This window comes from Ahniella affigens, assembly GCF_003015185.1.
GTDB classification, from domain to species: Bacteria; Pseudomonadota; Gammaproteobacteria; order Xanthomonadales; family Ahniellaceae; genus Ahniella; species Ahniella affigens.
In genome coordinates, this window is record NZ_CP027860.1 from 2,862,785 (window position 1) to 2,879,396 (window position 16,612).

The 16,612-nt window shown below is 61.4% G+C and carries 13 protein-coding genes; 5 read left to right on the forward strand and 8 right to left on the reverse strand.

The features are described from left to right. Positions 1 to 13 precede the first annotated feature (13 nt). The 5 genes from C7S18_RS11025 to C7S18_RS11045 form a co-directional block, all read right to left on the reverse strand. Complete coding sequence (locus C7S18_RS11025) at positions 14 to 700, reverse strand: tetratricopeptide repeat protein (RefSeq protein ID WP_170113225.1); 687 nt, start codon at positions 698 to 700, stop codon at positions 14 to 16. Positions 701 to 840: 140 nt separating this feature from the next. Beyond that, on the reverse strand, positions 841 to 2,058 hold the full coding sequence (locus tag C7S18_RS11030) for an ABC transporter permease (RefSeq protein ID WP_240624022.1): 1,218 nt from the start codon (positions 2,056 to 2,058) through the stop codon (positions 841 to 843). Beyond that, on the reverse strand, positions 2,058 to 2,759 hold the full coding sequence (locus C7S18_RS11035; RefSeq protein ID WP_106891617.1) for an ABC transporter ATP-binding protein: 702 nt from the start codon (positions 2,757 to 2,759) through the stop codon (positions 2,058 to 2,060). The genes C7S18_RS11030 and C7S18_RS11035 overlap by 1 nt, the downstream gene beginning before the upstream one ends. After that, positions 2,756 to 4,075 (reverse strand): efflux RND transporter periplasmic adaptor subunit, encoded by a 1,320-nt coding sequence (locus C7S18_RS11040; RefSeq protein ID WP_106891618.1) that lies wholly within the window; start codon positions 4,073 to 4,075, stop codon positions 2,756 to 2,758. The genes C7S18_RS11035 and C7S18_RS11040 overlap by 4 nt, the downstream gene beginning before the upstream one ends. Positions 4,076 to 4,358: 283 nt before the next feature. Then, positions 4,359 to 4,928 carry a hypothetical protein gene (locus C7S18_RS11045; protein ID WP_106891619.1) on the reverse strand — a complete coding sequence of 190 codons (570 nt, stop codon included), beginning with the start codon at positions 4,926 to 4,928 and terminating at the stop codon, positions 4,359 to 4,361. Between the two features lie 273 nt (positions 4,929 to 5,201). On the opposite strand from C7S18_RS11045, the gene C7S18_RS11050 reads away from it, so the two are divergent. The 5 genes from C7S18_RS11050 (at position 5,202) to C7S18_RS11070 (ending at position 13,406) form a co-directional block, all read left to right on the forward strand. After that, the gene (locus C7S18_RS11050) at positions 5,202 to 6,329 is read left to right on the forward strand and encodes an efflux RND transporter periplasmic adaptor subunit (protein WP_106891620.1); all 1,128 of its coding nucleotides are present in this window, start codon (positions 5,202 to 5,204) and stop codon (positions 6,327 to 6,329) included. Then, on the forward strand, positions 6,326 to 9,415 hold the full coding sequence (locus tag C7S18_RS11055; RefSeq protein WP_106891621.1) for an efflux RND transporter permease subunit: 3,090 nt from the start codon (positions 6,326 to 6,328) through the stop codon (positions 9,413 to 9,415). The genes C7S18_RS11050 and C7S18_RS11055 overlap by 4 nt, the downstream gene beginning before the upstream one ends. A 213-nt stretch (positions 9,416 to 9,628) precedes the next feature. Beyond that, a complete protein-coding gene (locus tag C7S18_RS11060) occupies positions 9,629 to 11,101 on the forward strand; it encodes a hypothetical protein (RefSeq protein WP_106891622.1) in 1,473 nt (490 codons plus the stop codon). Positions 11,102 to 11,260: 159 nt separating this feature from the next. Then, on the forward strand, positions 11,261 to 12,094 hold the full coding sequence (locus C7S18_RS11065) for a TVP38/TMEM64 family protein (protein ID WP_146151879.1): 834 nt from the start codon (positions 11,261 to 11,263) through the stop codon (positions 12,092 to 12,094). 94 nt (positions 12,095 to 12,188) lie between these two features. After that, on the forward strand, positions 12,189 to 13,406 hold the full coding sequence (locus C7S18_RS11070) for a porin family protein (RefSeq protein ID WP_106891624.1): 1,218 nt from the start codon (positions 12,189 to 12,191) through the stop codon (positions 13,404 to 13,406). Positions 13,407 to 13,427: 21 nt separating this feature from the next. On the opposite strand, the gene hemF is transcribed toward C7S18_RS11070, so the two are convergent. From hemF to C7S18_RS11085, 3 genes are all read right to left on the reverse strand, one after another. Continuing rightward, the gene (gene hemF / locus C7S18_RS11075; RefSeq protein WP_106891625.1) at positions 13,428 to 14,327 is read right to left on the reverse strand and encodes an oxygen-dependent coproporphyrinogen oxidase; all 900 of its coding nucleotides are present in this window, start codon (positions 14,325 to 14,327) and stop codon (positions 13,428 to 13,430) included. Continuing rightward, on the reverse strand, positions 14,324 to 15,133 hold the full coding sequence (locus C7S18_RS11080; protein WP_106891626.1) for an undecaprenyl-diphosphate phosphatase: 810 nt from the start codon (positions 15,131 to 15,133) through the stop codon (positions 14,324 to 14,326). The genes hemF and C7S18_RS11080 overlap by 4 nt, the downstream gene beginning before the upstream one ends. A gap of 640 nt (positions 15,134 to 15,773) precedes the next feature. Next, positions 15,774 to 16,610, reverse strand: a complete 837-nt coding sequence (locus tag C7S18_RS11085; RefSeq protein ID WP_206208011.1) for a class I SAM-dependent methyltransferase — start codon at positions 16,608 to 16,610, stop codon at positions 15,774 to 15,776. Positions 16,611 to 16,612: the final 2 nt, after the last annotated feature.

The window sequence follows — 16,612 nt, forward strand, 5'->3', positions numbered from 1 at the left end:
CCGTTGGCTCGCGTCACGTCCTCGATGCTGGCTTTGGCTTTCTGCCAATCACATTCAACAATGCGGCCGCCGCCACATGATCGCCGTCCGCATCCGCACGGAGCAGCCACGACCGGGCTCGCTGACGCTGCGGCCGATCGACTAACGCAAGGAGATTGAGCAGCGCCAGCCAGTACTGTGCATCCTCACGGTCTCGGGGTGTGATGTTCGAACCGGATGGATCGAGCGCCAGTTCGAAGTGCTTTCGGGCCACCTCAAAGTCTTGTGCAGTACCGTGACCCAGCATCGCACACAGGCCGATTTGCACGTGCGCGCCGAGTTCGCCCAGTGCTGCGGCCCGCTCGTAGTACTGAAACGCATGGCGCGGGCAACCCAGATCCCGGTAGCAAATGCCGAGGTTGTAAGCGGCCGAAGCATCCCCCAGGCGTAAGGCCTTGCGCAAATACCGCATTTCGGCCTTCGTGTCAGACGCGTTGCTACTGAGTTCGGCCAACTTGATCAGCGCACTACTACTGCCCAACACCGCCGCGCGCTCAAGATATTCGCGCGCTTTCGGCAGGTCCGGCGTTGCCAGCAGTCTGCCGGCACGAGTTCTGACGCCATCGGCGACATAGTAACCGAGCATGCAGAGCGATTCCGCGTCGTCACGATTGGCCGCCTTCAGCGCCACACGCCACGCTTGTGCTGTCATCTGATGCATGGTCCGCTCCATCCGCTCGTCTGCATGCAGTATCGCAACAAACACCGGCGCGGAGGCAGCCGCAACGCCAATCCGCGCACACCTGAACGGCGCCGCCACATCGCCAGAGCGTCCGACGAACGTCGGATGCACCGAATGGTTTACTCGTGCCGCAGCGCGTCGATCGGGTTCATGGACGCCGCACGCCGTGCCGGGAAAAAGCCGAATACGACGCCGATCACGAACGAAAAGCTGAATGCCAGCAGGTTGATCGACGGATCAAACTCGAACGACGTGCGCATTAGCGGCGCGAGCCCCATGGAGGCGAGCAATGCGACGAGCAAGCCGACCACGCCGCCAAGGCACGATAGCGTGACCGCCTCGACCAGAAACTGCAGCAGCACCTCGCGCCGCAAAGCGCCAATCGCCAGTCGGATACCGATCTCGCGGGTGCGTTCGGTGACCGACACGAGCATGATGTTCATGATGCCAATGCCGCCCACGAGCAGACTCACCGCAGCCACAGCGCCGAGCAGCGTGGTCATGGTGCGCGTCGTGCTTGCCAGGGTGTCCGACAGTTGCTTGGCGTCGAAAATGTTGAAGTTGTCATCCATACTGGCGACGATGTTGCGGCGCTCTCTGAGCAGCGCCGTGATCGACGCGCTGACATTCTTCGTCTCGAAGCGCTTGTCCACGGCGACCTGGAACGAGCCGACGTCCTGGCGGCCGGTCAGCCGGCGCATGACGGCCTTGATCGGCATGACCACCTGGTCATCCTGATCCGGGCCAAACCCAGCCTGGCCGCGCTTGGCCAAAACACCAATCACCTCACAGCTGATGTCGCGCAGCCGCAGGCTGCGGCCGAGTGGTTCGATCTGCTTGAACAGATTCGTCGCGATCGTGGCACCAATGACGCAGACGGATTTGCCGGCGCCCTCCTCCTCCTCAGTGAACAAGCGGCCCGATTCGAGCGTCAAGGACGACGACGCAAAGTAGTCGTTGGTGGTGCCAGCGACGGTGGTCGACCAGTTCTGCGCCTCATGGACGGCCGTGACGGACGCACTGGTCTGCGGCGCGACATAGAGCACGCCGCCGATCTGCTGCCGAACGGCCGCAACGTCATCAAGACTGAACTGTGGCGCAAACGCGCCGCCACCGCGGCCAAAGCCCTGACCCGGTCGCACCGTCAGCAGGTTCGCCCCAAGGTTCGAGATGCTTTGCTCAACCGATCTGGTCGCAGCGTTGCCAAGTGTCACCATGGTCACGACAGCCGCGACACCAATAATGATCCCAAGCGTCGTCAGGAACGAGCGCAGCACGTGCCTTCTGATCTCGCGCAGCGCGAGCAGCAGCGTGGTACCCAGCATCCGGAAGTCCATCAGCGCACCTCCCGGCTCGCAATGCGGCCATCGCGAAATTTGACGATGGTCGACGCGAAGGCCGCCATGTCCGGCTCATGTGTCACCATGATGATGGTCATGCCCAGCTCGCGATTCAGTCCCGTCAACAGTTCCATGATTTCAATCGAGCGCTCGCTGTCCAGATTGCCGGTGGGTTCATCGGCAAGGAGCACCTGTGGTTTGGTGACAATGGCTCGGGCAATCGCGACACGCTGTTGCTGGCCACCAGACAATTCTGCCGGCGTGTGATCGTGCCAGGCGGCAAGACCTACCTGCTCCAGTGCCGCCATCGCGCGCTCCTGGCGCACTTTGGCGGGATCACCGCGGTACAACAGCGGCAACTCGACGTTTTCCAATGCCGTGGTACGCGCCAGCAAATTGAAGCCCTGAAACACGAAACCCAGATAGCGCCGACGCAACAGCGCCCGCTGATCCTGATCGAAGGCTTCGACCGGAATCCCGTGAAACCGATACGTGCCGCCCGTTGGCACGTCCAGACAGCCCAGGATGTTCATCATCGTCGACTTGCCGGAACCAGATGCGCCCATCACCGCGACGAATTCGCGGTCATGAATATCGAGGTCAACCCCCCGCAACGCCTGAAACGCCGCCTGCCCGGTCCCGAAGACTTTAGTAATGCCGCGGAGCTCGATCAGCGCCGGCGCTTGTTCCGCACTCATTGCGACGCCATCTCGCCGGTGACCACATCCATGCCCGCTTGCAACGTGTCGGATTCCACGATCGTCCGCGAGCCGTCCGACGAACCAACCGTCACCTCGATTGGCTCGGCCTTGCCCGTCTTGCCGAGCAAGTACAATGTGCGCTTCGCACCCCGACCAATGGCAACTTCGCGCTGCGAATCCGGGCGCTGCATGCGCGGGAACGCCATCAGCGCCGTGCCACCGCGATTGCTCGTTTGCGTGCCACCCGCGGTCGGCGTGTAGCGCAGTGCCGCGTTCGGCACCAACAGCGCATCTTGCTCGACACTCGTAACGAGCGTCGCCGTGGCGGTCATGCCCGGGCGCAGCAGGCCTTTGGGATTCTCGACATCGAGCACTGCGGTGTAGGACACGACGGTTGAAGTCGTCGCCGCGCCGGTCGTTTGGGTCGTTGAGTTCGCGCCAAAGTCGACACGCCGCACGGTGGCCGGGAATACTTTGCCCGGCCAAGCGTCTACCGTGAACGACGCTGGCATGCCCTCGCGAACCTGACCCACATCCGCTTCGTCAACCTTGACCTTCGCCTGCATCGACGACAGGTCTTCAGCAATGACAAAGAGTTCGGGTGCGCTGAAGGACGCCGCAACCGTTTGGCCCGGCTCGGCGTTGCGCGCAAGCACCACACCATTGACCGGCGATCGCAGCGTCGCCCGCGTCAGGTTGGTGCGATCTGACGACAACTGCGCTTCGGCGGACACGACATTCGCCTTGGCACTGGCCTGATTGGCGAGGGCACGTCGATAGGCCGCTCGGGCCACGTCCAGATCGGCTTGCGACGGGATCGTGCCGCCAGACTTTTCGAAGATGCGGTCCAGTCGATCAAGCGATGCTTTTGTTTCAACCACCGTCGCGTCAGCTTGCTGCACGCCCGCCTTGGCGGCGCCCAGCGATGCGTCGCTGCGACGGATCGCATCTTCGAGCCGCGTGGTATCGAGGATGGCCAGCGGTTGATCCAGCGTCACGGAGTCGTTGACATCGACCAACACCTGGCGGACCAGTCCGGATACTTCTGAGCCAACAGTCACTTGATTGGTCGGTTCGAGATTGCCAGTCGCCGTCACGGTCACTCGCATCTCGCCGCGCTCGATCTTCGCGGTCGCCAATCTGGTCTCAGTCTGCTTGCCGCCGAACAGCACGTTGGCGACCACCAATGCGAGCAGCACCACGAACGCAAGAACCAACCATTTGCGCCAGCGTTGCCAGCGCGATTTCGGGGTCACCCCGAGAAAGGTATCGACTGCAGTATTTGAGCGTGATGCCGATGAATCGCGGGTCATGTGGGGGCAAGGTCAATGAGTCAGCTCATGAGTGTAGCCGATGCCTTTGTGAGTTCCCGGTTATGAATCCGGCACGATGGGCGTTGATCCTCCCCGTTAAGTCACTTGCTATCGGGTCTGGCGCCGCGTGCGGGTCGCCATTTGAATCCCATAGTCAACCCGCAACTTCAGTCGCGCGACCGATTGCCGGACGCATGCACGTAGCAATCGTGCCATGTCGGAGCTCGCTGGCGACTTGGCGTTGATTGTCAAGAATCAACACACGAACGCCGTCGCCAATCGATCAGTCGTCCGCGGGCGTCGCTGCCGCCACCGCAGCGGCCAATGCGTCACCCACATCGCAAGCCGGCTCGTCGTCAACGCTGGTCGCTAACCATTCAAAGTAGTAGCGCGGTCGGCCCGGAGTGTCATGGGCATTCCGCTCAAGCACGTAGTGCCGAACGCGAACAGGCTGAGGGTCCGCATACCCCTCGCCCAATTCGCGATCAGCGCGCCAAAGATGCACGACACCGTCGACTTGTGCGACCCGGAAGTCAGTGAGGACACAATCGGCGCCTTGCCGACTACTCAGCTGAGTCTGTTCACGATGCTGTTCGAACACCGGCACCAGCCGCCATTGCGGCTCCGGATCATCCCGATCCTGCACCACAAAGAACGTCACCACAAAGTCGTGAGCGTTGAAATTCTCGCGTAGCGTATTGATGGTCAGGAGCGACTCATGGTCGGACAACGATATGACTTCGCCGACCGGAACGGCCGGCACGACGGCCTCCGGTGACGCCGCCGCTTCGCATCCGCAGAACCCCAACCAACCGAGAAACGTGAGGCTAGCGATCCATTGACGTAACTGCATGGTGATTGCTCCAAAGTACGTGCTGCTTGCGACCTTCGCGCCAGTCCGGGTCCGTTACAAGCCTGATCGCGCGGCATCAGTAATTCGCCCGCAATTGGACGCACAGACGCCTGAATCGAATCGTCCAAAAACAGGTTTGGGCGACGCCAGCCGCTGCCGCGCACGCGTCTGAATGGCACCCAAACCGTTCCGATATGACTCTCGGCCTACTTTCCGATTCTGGAGCCGCATCTCGGTGCACCGAAGCGCATAATCGGGAGATGACTAACGGAAATGACCAATATGAAACGCGACAAGCATTATCGAGGCATGGGCCTCTGGGATAAATCACGCTGGGCCACGGGGCTTGGAATCGCCCTGCTCGTGCTCAGCGCCTGCAGCAAAACCGAAGACACGCCCGAAGCGGAAGCACCCAAGTCATTGGCGGTCACCGCTGTGATCGTCGGCGCGAAGTCGATGGCCAACAATCTGCGCCTTTCCGGATCGATTGCGCCTTGGGAGGAAGTCCGACTGGGCGTCGAACTCTCCGGCTACCGCGTCCAGTCTGTGCTTGTCGAAACCGGCGCTGTCGTTCACCGAGGGGACGTCCTGCTCAAACTGGACGCCCGTCTGCTCGACATGGAGCGCGCGCAAGCGGATGCCCAGCTGGCGCAGGCCAAGGCGAATCTGGAGCTCGCCGTGGCCAACGGCAAGCGCGCCCGCGACATGCTGGCGAAGAAGGTTATTTCGACGCAGCAAGCTGAGGAATGGATGGCCGGCGAGAAGACTAACGCTGCCGCCGTTCAAGTCGCCGTGGCGGCGGTCGACGCAGCCCGTTTGCGACAAGACTTCGCAGTACTGCGCGCGCCGCACGATGGCGTCATCGCGGTGCGCAGTGTGGACCCGGGCCAAGTCGTCAATCCGGGCGATGTGCTGATGACTTTGGTCCGCGATGGTCGCTTGGAATGGCGCGCGGAAGTGACCGAAGGCAACCTTCTCGCCATCAATCCAGGCCAAACCATTTCACTGAAATGCCCAGACGGTTCTGACGTCAACGGCACGGTACGCACGCGCTCGCCCGGGCTCGATGCCCGCACAAGGACCGGCCTCGTGTACGCCGATCTGCCCGACCCCAAGGGCCTCCGCGCCGGCATGTTCGCCGAAGGCGCGATTACGCTCGGCGAGTCGTCGTTACTGCGCGTGCCGAGTGGCGCCCTGCTGCTGCGCGATGGCTTTGCATACGTCTACGTCATCGATCAAGACAGCAAGGCCCGTGAGCGGCGCGTGGAACTCGGTGACCGGCAGCAAGGCTGGGTCGAGATTCGCACCGGGCTCACGGCCGGCGAGCGCATTGTCAGCAAGGGCGCGGCGTTTATCGGTGACGGCGATGTGGTTCGGGTGGTGGAAGGCACTGCGTCATGAACTTCTCCGCCTGGTCGATCCATCGCCCTTTGCCGGCGATTCTGGCCTTTATCATGTTGTGTATTGCGGGTCTGTTCGGCTTTCACAAGCTGGCCATTTCGCGCTTTCCGGATATCGCTTTCCCAATGGTCGCGGTCACCGTCACGTTGCCGGGCGCGACGCCGGGTCAGCTTGAAACCGAGGTCGCGCGCAAAGTTGAAGACTCAGTCGCGAGCCTTCGGGACGTCAAACGCATCGTTTCGAACATCAGCGAAGGCGTCAGCACGACCCTGATCGAGTTTCGCCTCGAACGCGATCTGAACGAAGCGCTCGACGACGTTCGGGACTCGGTGACCCGTATCCGCACCGACTTGCCGGTTGAGGTCGAAGAGCCGATCGTGCAGAAGATCGAGATCACCGGCGGGTCCATGCTGACTTACACGGTCGCGTCGGAGTCACTCGGTGTTGAAGAGCTATCGTGGTTTGTCGATCACGACATCACCAAGGTGCTTTATGGTGTGCGGGGTGTCGGCCGCGTCAAGCGACTCGGTGGTATTGAGCGCGAAGTCCGCGTCGATCTGAAGCCGGATGCCCTACTCGCTTATGGCATTACCGCGGGCGAGGTCTCGGCGCAGTTGGCCCGCATTCAAGTGGAACGCCCGGGCGGGCGCTCGACTTGGGCGGGTGCTGAGCAAGCGATCCGAACCGTCGGCACGGTGCGCGACGCCCGTGCGTTGGAGCAATACGCGATTGCATTGCCGGACGGACGCCAAGTCCGACTGAATCAATTGGCCGATGTTCGCGATGGTGCAGCCGAGCTCAGTCAATTGGCGTTGCTCAATGGCAAGCCAGCGGTTGGCTTTGAAATTTCGCGCACCCGCGGCGCGAGCGAGGTCGATGTCGCTCGCGAGATTCGCACCGCGCTCGAACACGTCCGAAAGGACAACCCGCGCATCACGATCGAACAAGTTGCCTCGACGGTAGAAGAAGCCGAAGGCTCCTATTCGTCATCGATGGCCATGTTGATCGAAGGGTCGCTGCTCGCAGTACTCGTCGTGCTCTGGTTCCTGCGCGACTGGCGCTCTACTTGGATCTCAGCCATTGCGCTGCCGTTGTCGATCATCCCGACGTTCCTGGTCATGTGGCTGTTCGGCTTCAGCTTGAACCTGATCACTTTGCTCGCGTTGGCGGTGGTCGTCGGCATTCTTGTCGACGACGCGATCGTTGAAGTCGAGAATATCGACCGCCACCTCGCGATGGGCAAGTCCCCAAAGCAAGCGGCGCTTGATGCGGCCGACGAGATTGGTTTGGCCGTCATCGCCACCTCCATGACCCTGGCGGCCGTATTCGTGCCCGTCGCGTTCATGCCCGGCATTCCGGGCAAGTTCTTCCGCGAGTTTGGCTGGACTGCGGCGACCGCCGTGTTGTTCTCGCTGGCGGTCGCCCGTTTGCTGACACCCATGATGGCGGCCTATCAGCTCAAGGCGAAGCCGCACCGCGAGGACGACACGCCCTTGATGAAACGCTATCTGGGCTGGGTGGACTGGGCACTCCGGCATCGGGCCACCACGCTGTGGGCCGCGTTCGCGATGTTCGTCGGCTCGTTGATGATCGTGCCGCTGATTCCGTCCACGTTTATTCCATCCAGCGACCTCGGCCGCAGCAACTTGAGCTTGGAACTGCCGCCCGGCACGCCGATCGAAGAGACAGCGGCCATTGCCGAGCAGGCGCGAACGGCGATGGAGAATCTGCCCGAGTTGGCCAGTGTGTTCACGATCATCGGCGGCGTCATCGATATCGGCGACCCTGGCAAAACGGGCGTGGGCGAAGTGCGCAAAGCGACGCTGATCCTGAACTGGAATCCCGCTGATGAGCGGGACCGTGGCCAGAAGGAACTCGAAGCCGATGTGCGCCTGCGACTGAAAGACTTGCCCGGCACACGCGTCAGTTTCATCAGCACCGAGCCGGGCGAACTGATGCAGTTGGTACTCGCCAGCGATGATCCGGACCTGCTGCTCAGTGCTGCCCGCGATCTGGAGCGCGACTTGCGCACCATTCCGGGCCTGGGCTCGATCAGTTCCTCGGCATCACTGCTGCGACCGGAAGTCGTCATCACCCCAGACCCAGCGCGCGCCGCCGATCTCGGCGTTGCGACGGCGGACATTGCCGAGGCCGCACGGATTGCGACCGCTGGCGACTTCCGGCAACGCCTCGCCAAACTCAATCTGCCCGAACGCCAGATTCCGATCCGGGTCCGCCTTGCCGAATCGGCGCTTAGCAACGAAGCACTGATTGGCATGCTGCGTGTGCCGTCGAAGAACGGCCCGGTGCCGTTGGCGGCAGTGGCCAAGATCGAGTTGTCGAGCGGTCCATCGCAGATTGATCGCTTCGGCCGCAGCCGCAACGTTGGTCTCACCGCGGAGCTCAATGGCCGCCCGCTGGGAGATGTCATGAAAGAGGTCGAGCAATTGCCTTCCGTTCGCAATCTGCCGAAGGGCGTGTCGTTCTTGAATGCGGGTGACGCGGAAGTGTTCGTCGAGTTGTTTTACGGCTTTATTCTGGCGATGGCGACTGGCGTCTTCTGCGTCTACGCCGTGCTGATTTTGCTGTTCAACCACCCGCTGCATCCCATCACGATTCTGCTCGCCGTACCCTTATGTGCGGGCGGTGCGTTCGGCGCGTTATTGCTGACCGGCACCTGGTTGTCGCTACCGGCGCTAATCGGGCTGCTCATGCTGATTGGCATTGCGACGAAGAACTCCATCCTGCTGGTCGACTACGCCGTAATTGCCGAGCATGACCAAGGCTTGAGTCAACACGACGCGCTGATCGATGCGTGTCGCAAGCGTGCCCGTCCGGTGTTGATGACCTCGATTGCGATGACTGCGGGCATGTTGCCCATCGCACTCGGTTTTGGAGCTGATGCAAGCTTCCGGCAGCCGATGGCCATTGCCGTCATCGGTGGCTTGGCGACATCCACGATTCTGAGCCTGATCGTGATTCCCGCCGCCTACGCGGTGATTGACTCTATCGGTCATCGCCTCGGCATTCGAAGCAAGCAGCGTGGCCATGTTTCAGAATTGGCGCCGAACGCAATAGAAGGGTAGTCATTCAAAACGGTTGTTGCTTAGAACGGCAGACGTGTCGCGCGCAATAGAGATATTGCGCCAAAACACACAGGCATCTCGTTGCGTCTCGATGCAACGGGTGGGCGGCCCGATACAGGCAGCGGGCGTTCTGAACCTTGCGCATTGGCAGGCGCGCAGCTGTGCCTGAGGTCCAGTGGCCGCCAGTGCGCGGCCATATCTCATCATGGCACGGTGCGATTCACGGCCCCCAGCGACCCTGAACGCATTCAGAGTCTGCACAAGGAACTCGGCAACAACCTGGGCAATGGACGCAACAAGAGCCCGAACGCCGACTTTGCGAAAGTGTGCAACATCACACATTGCCTGGGGGATTTTCCGGATGGCGCCCCCGCTTGCGATTACCTAATCTGGTTACATCGCAATCCGCGATTCACCGCACAAGGCAAGCCCATGTTAAGCAAGACGAACGCCCGCTCACTCCTGGCCATACCGCTGTTGGCGCTTGGCGCGCAGTCCGAAGCCACGGTGATCAGCCGTGAGTTTTCAGCCACCTGGATCGACCCGGCCCATACGGGCCATGGCTTCAACATTGAGGTGGTCGGTCAAGGCACCACGCAAACGATGTTGGCGTATTGGTATACCTATGATGCCGCAGGTCGGCCGAGTTGGGTCGTCGCCAACGGCACAGTGCAAGGCGACCGGGCCACGCTGAACGCATTTACGGCTGAAGGCGGTGCGCCCGGTAGCAACTTCGATCCGGGCAATGTCCGCCTGACGAACTGGGGCACGCTCAACATCCAGTTCAGCGACTGCAACAACGGGGTGGTGTCGTACCAGCCCGTGGTGCCTGGCCTCAGTGCTGGCACGGTCAACATCAGTCGCCTGACGATACTCCACAATACGACGTGCAGCGGCGGCATCTCGGGTCTGACGCCCACCAATGTGGTGGCGAGCGAATTGACGCAATTCCTGACCAACCAAGGCGTGTATCCATCGGCGCAGGCGAAGGCCAATTTTGAGGAACGCACCGAACGCACCGAATTCAAGGTCGAGGTCGAGGACGTTCCGGCTGGCACGTATCGCGTGCGGGTTGGCGGTGTTGATCGCGGCAGCGTCACTGCAGTGCAAACGGCCAGTGGCATTCAAGGCGAGGTCGAGTACCGAAGCCCTGTTGAGCCGGGCAAGGTCCTGCTGAACTTCGACCCTCGCGGCCAAAACGTGGAAGTACTGCAAGGCGCAACCGTATTGTTTGCTGGCGTATTCACGGGGAACGGCTCCGGCGACGACGGTGGCGGCAACAACGGCGGTGGCAACAACGGTGGTGGCAATAATGGTGGCGGCAACACCGGTGGCAGTGGCGCACCGCCTTTCGGGAACGCTGAGTACACCATGTCAGTGGAACCGCAAGGCAACGATGGCCCCGAGCTCAAAGCAGAGCTGAAGCAACGTAGTGATCGCGTGGAATTCTCGGTCGAATTGGAAGACCTGCCGGTCGCGAGTTACACCGTGAAGGTCGATGGCACGGAGCGCGGTAACGTCAATGTGGTCACCGTGGCTGGCGGCACCGAAGGCGAACTCGAGTTCCGGAACCCCGTCGAGGCCGGCAAAGTGCTGCTCGATTTCGATCCTCGCGGCAAGCGCATCGATATTGAACTGAACGGCCAAGTCAAGATCACCGGCTTGTTCCCGACGACACCTGATTGATCGGCAGCCTTCAACAATCAACCTTTGCAAACGGCCCGGGCAACCGGGCCGTTTGTTTTGCCGGCGCACCATGGCTCAGCATGCGGCTGGTACCGGCCAGCCCGTTTTGGTCAGCGCCCCTTTGTTGCCAAGCCCGTCATTTCGCGCCAACATGTCTGGATGCCTGATTCCAAGCACCATTTGCCAGAACCCCTGGATAAAGCCATTGAGCGCATCGGCGATGCCCGCGACGAAGCGCGGGAGTTGGCGCCGCTGGTCGAGCGCGCCGAAGCGGTGTCGCATTGGCAAACGGTCAAGCGCTTCTGGCCCCTGCTGCTGCTGGCTACGATCGCGATCCTGGTGTTGTCCAGTGGGGTGCTGTCCGAACTGACCCTGAGCAATCTGGAGGCACGTCATGTCGAATTGCTGCATGCCGCGGCCCAGCACCCGGTGCTCATTCGGATGGCGCTGCTTCTGGCCATCGTCTCATTGATCGTGACGAGCCTTCCCGGCACACCGGTGCTGGCGATGACCGCTGGTTTGCTGTTTGGCATCGCCGAGGGCGCCCTGTGGTCGATTGTCGGGGACACACTCGGTGCTTTGGCCCTGTTTTTGCTGACCAGGCGCTCGGTGCGCCAAGACCAACCCAGCACGCCCGGGGCGCTGATTCAAAAGCTGAAAGCCGGCTTCGCCAGCCATCCAAATAGTTACGCGCTGTTCCTGCGCCTCGTGCCAGTGTTTCCATTCTCGGCCGTCAGCATTGCGCTGGCCTGGTTGGGGTGTCACATCCGGACGTTTATCTGGACGACCGCACTTGGCGTCGCACCATCGGCCCTGGTCTACGCGGCAATCGGCGATGGCTTCGAGTCTGCCTTGAAGGAGCATCGCGCCTTGACCCTCGATCTGCTTGGGGAACCTCGGTTCTTGATTCCGCTCATCGCGATTGGCGTCTTGGCGTTGCTGCCGGTCTTGCTGGGGCTGCGTGGGAAGAAGCAACCGCCGCCAGAAGCCTGATCCCTATCCGCAGTTCGCGATTGTTTGCGACCTATTTTGCAAGCTTCACGGTTGGCATCCGGTCTGCTGCCATAGCCCTACTTGGAGTGCACTGATGCGACGATCCCCACTCACTGCTGCGGTACTCGCGCTGTTCGCCCCATGGGCCCACGCCGAGGGCGATTGGCTGGTTTTCGGCCACGTTGCTGCGGCGGCATCTGCCAATCAAGCACCAGACAGTTGGAGCCAGGGTGGCGTCGGGCGCTATCTCGATGATGACGCCCGCTTGAGCGCGCATATCGGCATCAATTGGCAGCCTAGCCTCGAATGGGAGCTGATGATTCACGCCCGGGCCGATACCGATTCCGACGGTAACGCGCAAGCGTTGGGTTTGGTCGAGACTTATGTGGCGCGGAACGTGTTCCTCGATCATGGCAGCAGCCTCCGCGTTCGCGCTGGCCAGTTCTTTTTGCCATCGTCGCGCGAAGCGATCGATCCACTTTGGCAGTCACGCTACCAGTTGAGCCTGTCCGCCCTGAACAGTTGGATTGCTGAGGAGTATCGGCCAATCGGTGTGGACGTGGCCTGGCGCAATGACCCTGAGTCGGCGTCGGAACTGGAATTCGGCCTGACGGCCTTCGGCGGCAATGACAGTTCTGGCACGCTGCTCGCCTGGCGCGGCTTCAGCAGCCACGATCGGTTGAGCGTGCTCGGGGAAGTGCTGCCGTTGCCCGCATTGCCGACGCTCGATTCGGGGTTTGCCGGTCAACGCGATGATGGCAGCAAGCCGTTTGGGCCCGATCTCGATGGCCGCATCGGCTATGCCGCGCGCATTCGTGTGGGCCAACGTGAGCGCTTCCGGCTCCTCGCAAGCCTCAATGACAATCGGGGCGACCGCGAACTCCATCGCGGCGAATACGCTTGGGCAACGCGTTTTTGGCAGTTCGGTGCCGAATGGCGGTGGAACGAGTCCTGGACGTTAGCCGCCGAGCACTTGCAAGGTCGAACCGGCATGGGCACGCAAACCGGGCCGCATGTGGACATCGACTATCGAACCACCTATGCGCTGGCTTCTTGGCAGTTCCATCCCGAATGGCGTGCTTCCGCACGCTGGGAACGCTTTGCGATTGATGACCGCGATGGCGTGCAGGAAGACAACAGCGATCGCGGCCATGGCCCCACGCTGAGCGTCCTGTACAGCCCGAGCGAACACTGGCGGTTTGGGTTGGAATGGCAGCATCTGAACACCCATCACGCCGCCAGCAGCTTGATCGGCACCGAAACCGAGACGGCAGGCCAAGTGGTGCGCGTCGAGGCGCGGTTCTTGTTCTGACGGGCAACGGATCGCGGCGAATCAGGTTTCAGCCAACCAATCACGCGGCGTCAGAAACGCCGCGAGCTGCGCCTCCTCACTGTCCGGCTCGGGTTGAAATCCGTATTCCCAGCGCACGAGCGGCGGCATGGACATCAGGATGGATTCCGTGCGTCCACCCGACTGCAATCCAAACAACGTCCCGCGATCGAACACCAGATTGAATTCCACATAACGGCCACGCCGGTATAGTTGGAACTGACGTTGGCGTTCCCCATAGGGCGTGTCGCGACGCTTCGCCACAATCGGCAGGTACGCGTCCAGAAAACCATCGCCCACCGCGCGTTGATACGCGAAACACTGCTCGAACGGCCAGCGATGCAAGTCGTCGAAGAACAAGCCGCCAACGCCGCGGGTTTCTTGGCGATGTTTCAGAAAGAAGTAGCGGTCGCACCAGGCTTTGTACTCCGGATACACCTCGGGCCCGAATGGCGCCGACAGATCATGGGCGACTTGATGCCAATGTCGTGTGTCGTCCAGTTCCGGATAAAATGGCGTCAGATCGAACCCGCCCCCAAACCACCACAACGGTTGGTCATCCGTCGTCGAAAACAAGCGCACGTTCAGATGCGTGGTTGGCACATACGGGTTCCGCGGATGAAACACCAGCGACACACCCATGGCCTGCCACGGCCGGCCGGCAAGCTCAGGCCGATGGGCCGTCGCTGACGCGGGCAGACTCGTACCCGACACCCGCGAAAAGCCGATTCCGGCCTGTTCGAACACCGCGCCATCGCGAAGAATCCGCGTGCGGCCACCGCCGCCCTCGGCACGCGTCCAGGCATCCTCACGAAACGTCGCACTGCCATCGGCGGCTTCGATGGCGCGGCAGATCCGATCTTGCAAACCCAGCAAGTACTGCTCTACGGCGACTGTATTCATACGTATTGACCCACCATCAGCAGCACAAGGACACCGAGCGCAATTCGGTACACCACGAATGGCAGCATCCCGGCGCGCTTCAAGAAGCTCAGCAGGAAATGCATCACCGCGAGGCCAGAAGCCAATGCCACGGCCGCGCCGAGCAAGAAGTCCATGGCGACAAAAGCCTCGTCGCCCTTGAACAGGTTCAACGCGCCATGCGCGCAGGCTGCAATCGTGATCGGCACTGACAACAGAAACGAAAAACGCGCGGCATCAACCCGGTTCATTCCAAGACCGAGCGCGACGGTCATCGTGATGCCCGAGCGCGAAATGCCTGGGATCAACGCACTGGCCTGGCCAATGCCGATCAGCAGGCCATCTTTCCAACTGAGGCCAGACCATTGCCGATGCTTGCCGCCAAAACGGTCGGCCGCCCACAGCACCAGTCCGAATACAATGAGATTCACCGCAATCAGCACCGGTGTCCGCAGGGTGTTGGCAAATTCCTCACCCATTGCCAAGCCAACAATCACGGCCGGAATCGTGCCGATGATCAGAATGAGCGCCAGCTTGCGGTTCTGTTGATCGTCGCCGTCGTTGCGGCGGAAGTGTAAGCACGACTGCGCAATGGCCCACAGATCGTTCCAGTAATAGATGACCACCGCGCCGAGCGTGCCCGCATGCAGCGCCAAGTCGAAGCTGATGCCTTGATACGGCCAACCCAGAAAGAACCCGACCAGTCCCAGATGTCCGGAGCTTGATACCGGCAAAAACTCAGTCAATGCCTGAACTAATGCCAGGATGACGACATGCCACCATTCCATTGCCAATCCTCTCGAACCAATGAACCCACGAGCTTAGTCAATCCGCTCGACGCGGTCATGGCAAAAGTGCGGCAGATGGGCGGCGGCCTGGGCGAGGCGGCGACGATGCGCCGATTCCGGTTTGGCGAACCCGCAACAGGCATCGGAACGTGCCACAAGCGCAGTTAGAAATGGGATTTTGTAGGAGCGGCTTCAGCCGCGAACAGGTGTACGGCAAGATTGGTTCGGGCCTGAAGGCCCTCATACAAAAAGGCAGCGGACCCTGCCGCAAGCGCGGTTGAAACGCGATTTTGTAGGAGCGGCTTCAGCCGCGAACAGGTGTGCGGCAAGTTTGGTTCGGGCCTGAAGGCCCTCCTACAAAAAGGCAGCGGACCCTGCCGCAAGCGCGGTTGAAACGGGATTTTGTAGGAGCGGCTTCAGCCGCGAACAGGTGTGCGGCAAGTTTGGTTCGGGCCTGAAGGCCCTCCTACAAAAACCGAATGAATCTCGCCATGCATCAAAGTTCGAAGCGTGGTTGTTGTAGGAGCGGCTTCAGCCGCGAACCGACCTTGCGGCAAGATTCACTTGGCCTGAAGTGCCCTTTGGGAGCCAGCCCGATGACTGCCAGACCGGCAGCCATCAGAGCTGATTTGTTTAGACGTTACTGCTTGGCTGCCGGCTTTCGGAACCGGAGCGTCATCCGATCCGACTCACCGATCGCGGCGTACTTGTCGTGGTCCTTGTCGCCCATCGCGAAATTCGGCGGCAGGGTCCAGACGCCATTCGGATGGTCTTTGGTGTCCTTAGGATTCGCGTTGATCTCGCTCTCGGCTTCGAGCACAAAGCCCGCATCCGTCGCCAGCTTCACGACATAGTCCTGCGCAATGTACCCGGACTTGGCACTGGCTTCGGCACTCGTTCCGGAAGCGGCGCGGTGCTCGACCACACCGAGCACGCCACCGGCCTTCAGGACGTTGAAGAACGCGTTGAACATGTCGGCGTCGGCCTTGGCCGCAGTCCAGTTGTGCACGTTGCGAAACGTCAGCACCGCGTCGGCGCTGCCCGGATCACCGAAGCTTGCCGCGCCCATCTTGAACGAGACGGTCTTGACGTCTGAGTAGTGCTCGGGATCCGCCGCCAGCTTGGCCGCGAAATCGCCGTTGCTCTTCGTATAGTACTTTTTCGCCCCATCGCTGGATGCCGACGCCGGATCGACCACGGCAGCCGTCAAGCTACCCTGGCCCTTGAGCCACGGGCCGAGCACCTCGGTGTACCAGCCGCCACCCGGGGTGATCTCGATGACGTGCATGTCCGGTTTGATACCGAAAAACGCCAGCGTTTCCTTTGGATGACGATACTGATCACGGGCCTGGTTGGCCTCGGTGCGATGCTTGCCGGCCAAGACGGAATCGAGAGTGACCTCGCCAGCAGCAGCCGCCAACGACGTCACGGAGAGCAAGGACGCGCCAGCCAGGGCCAGCAAAGAACGATGCAACATGG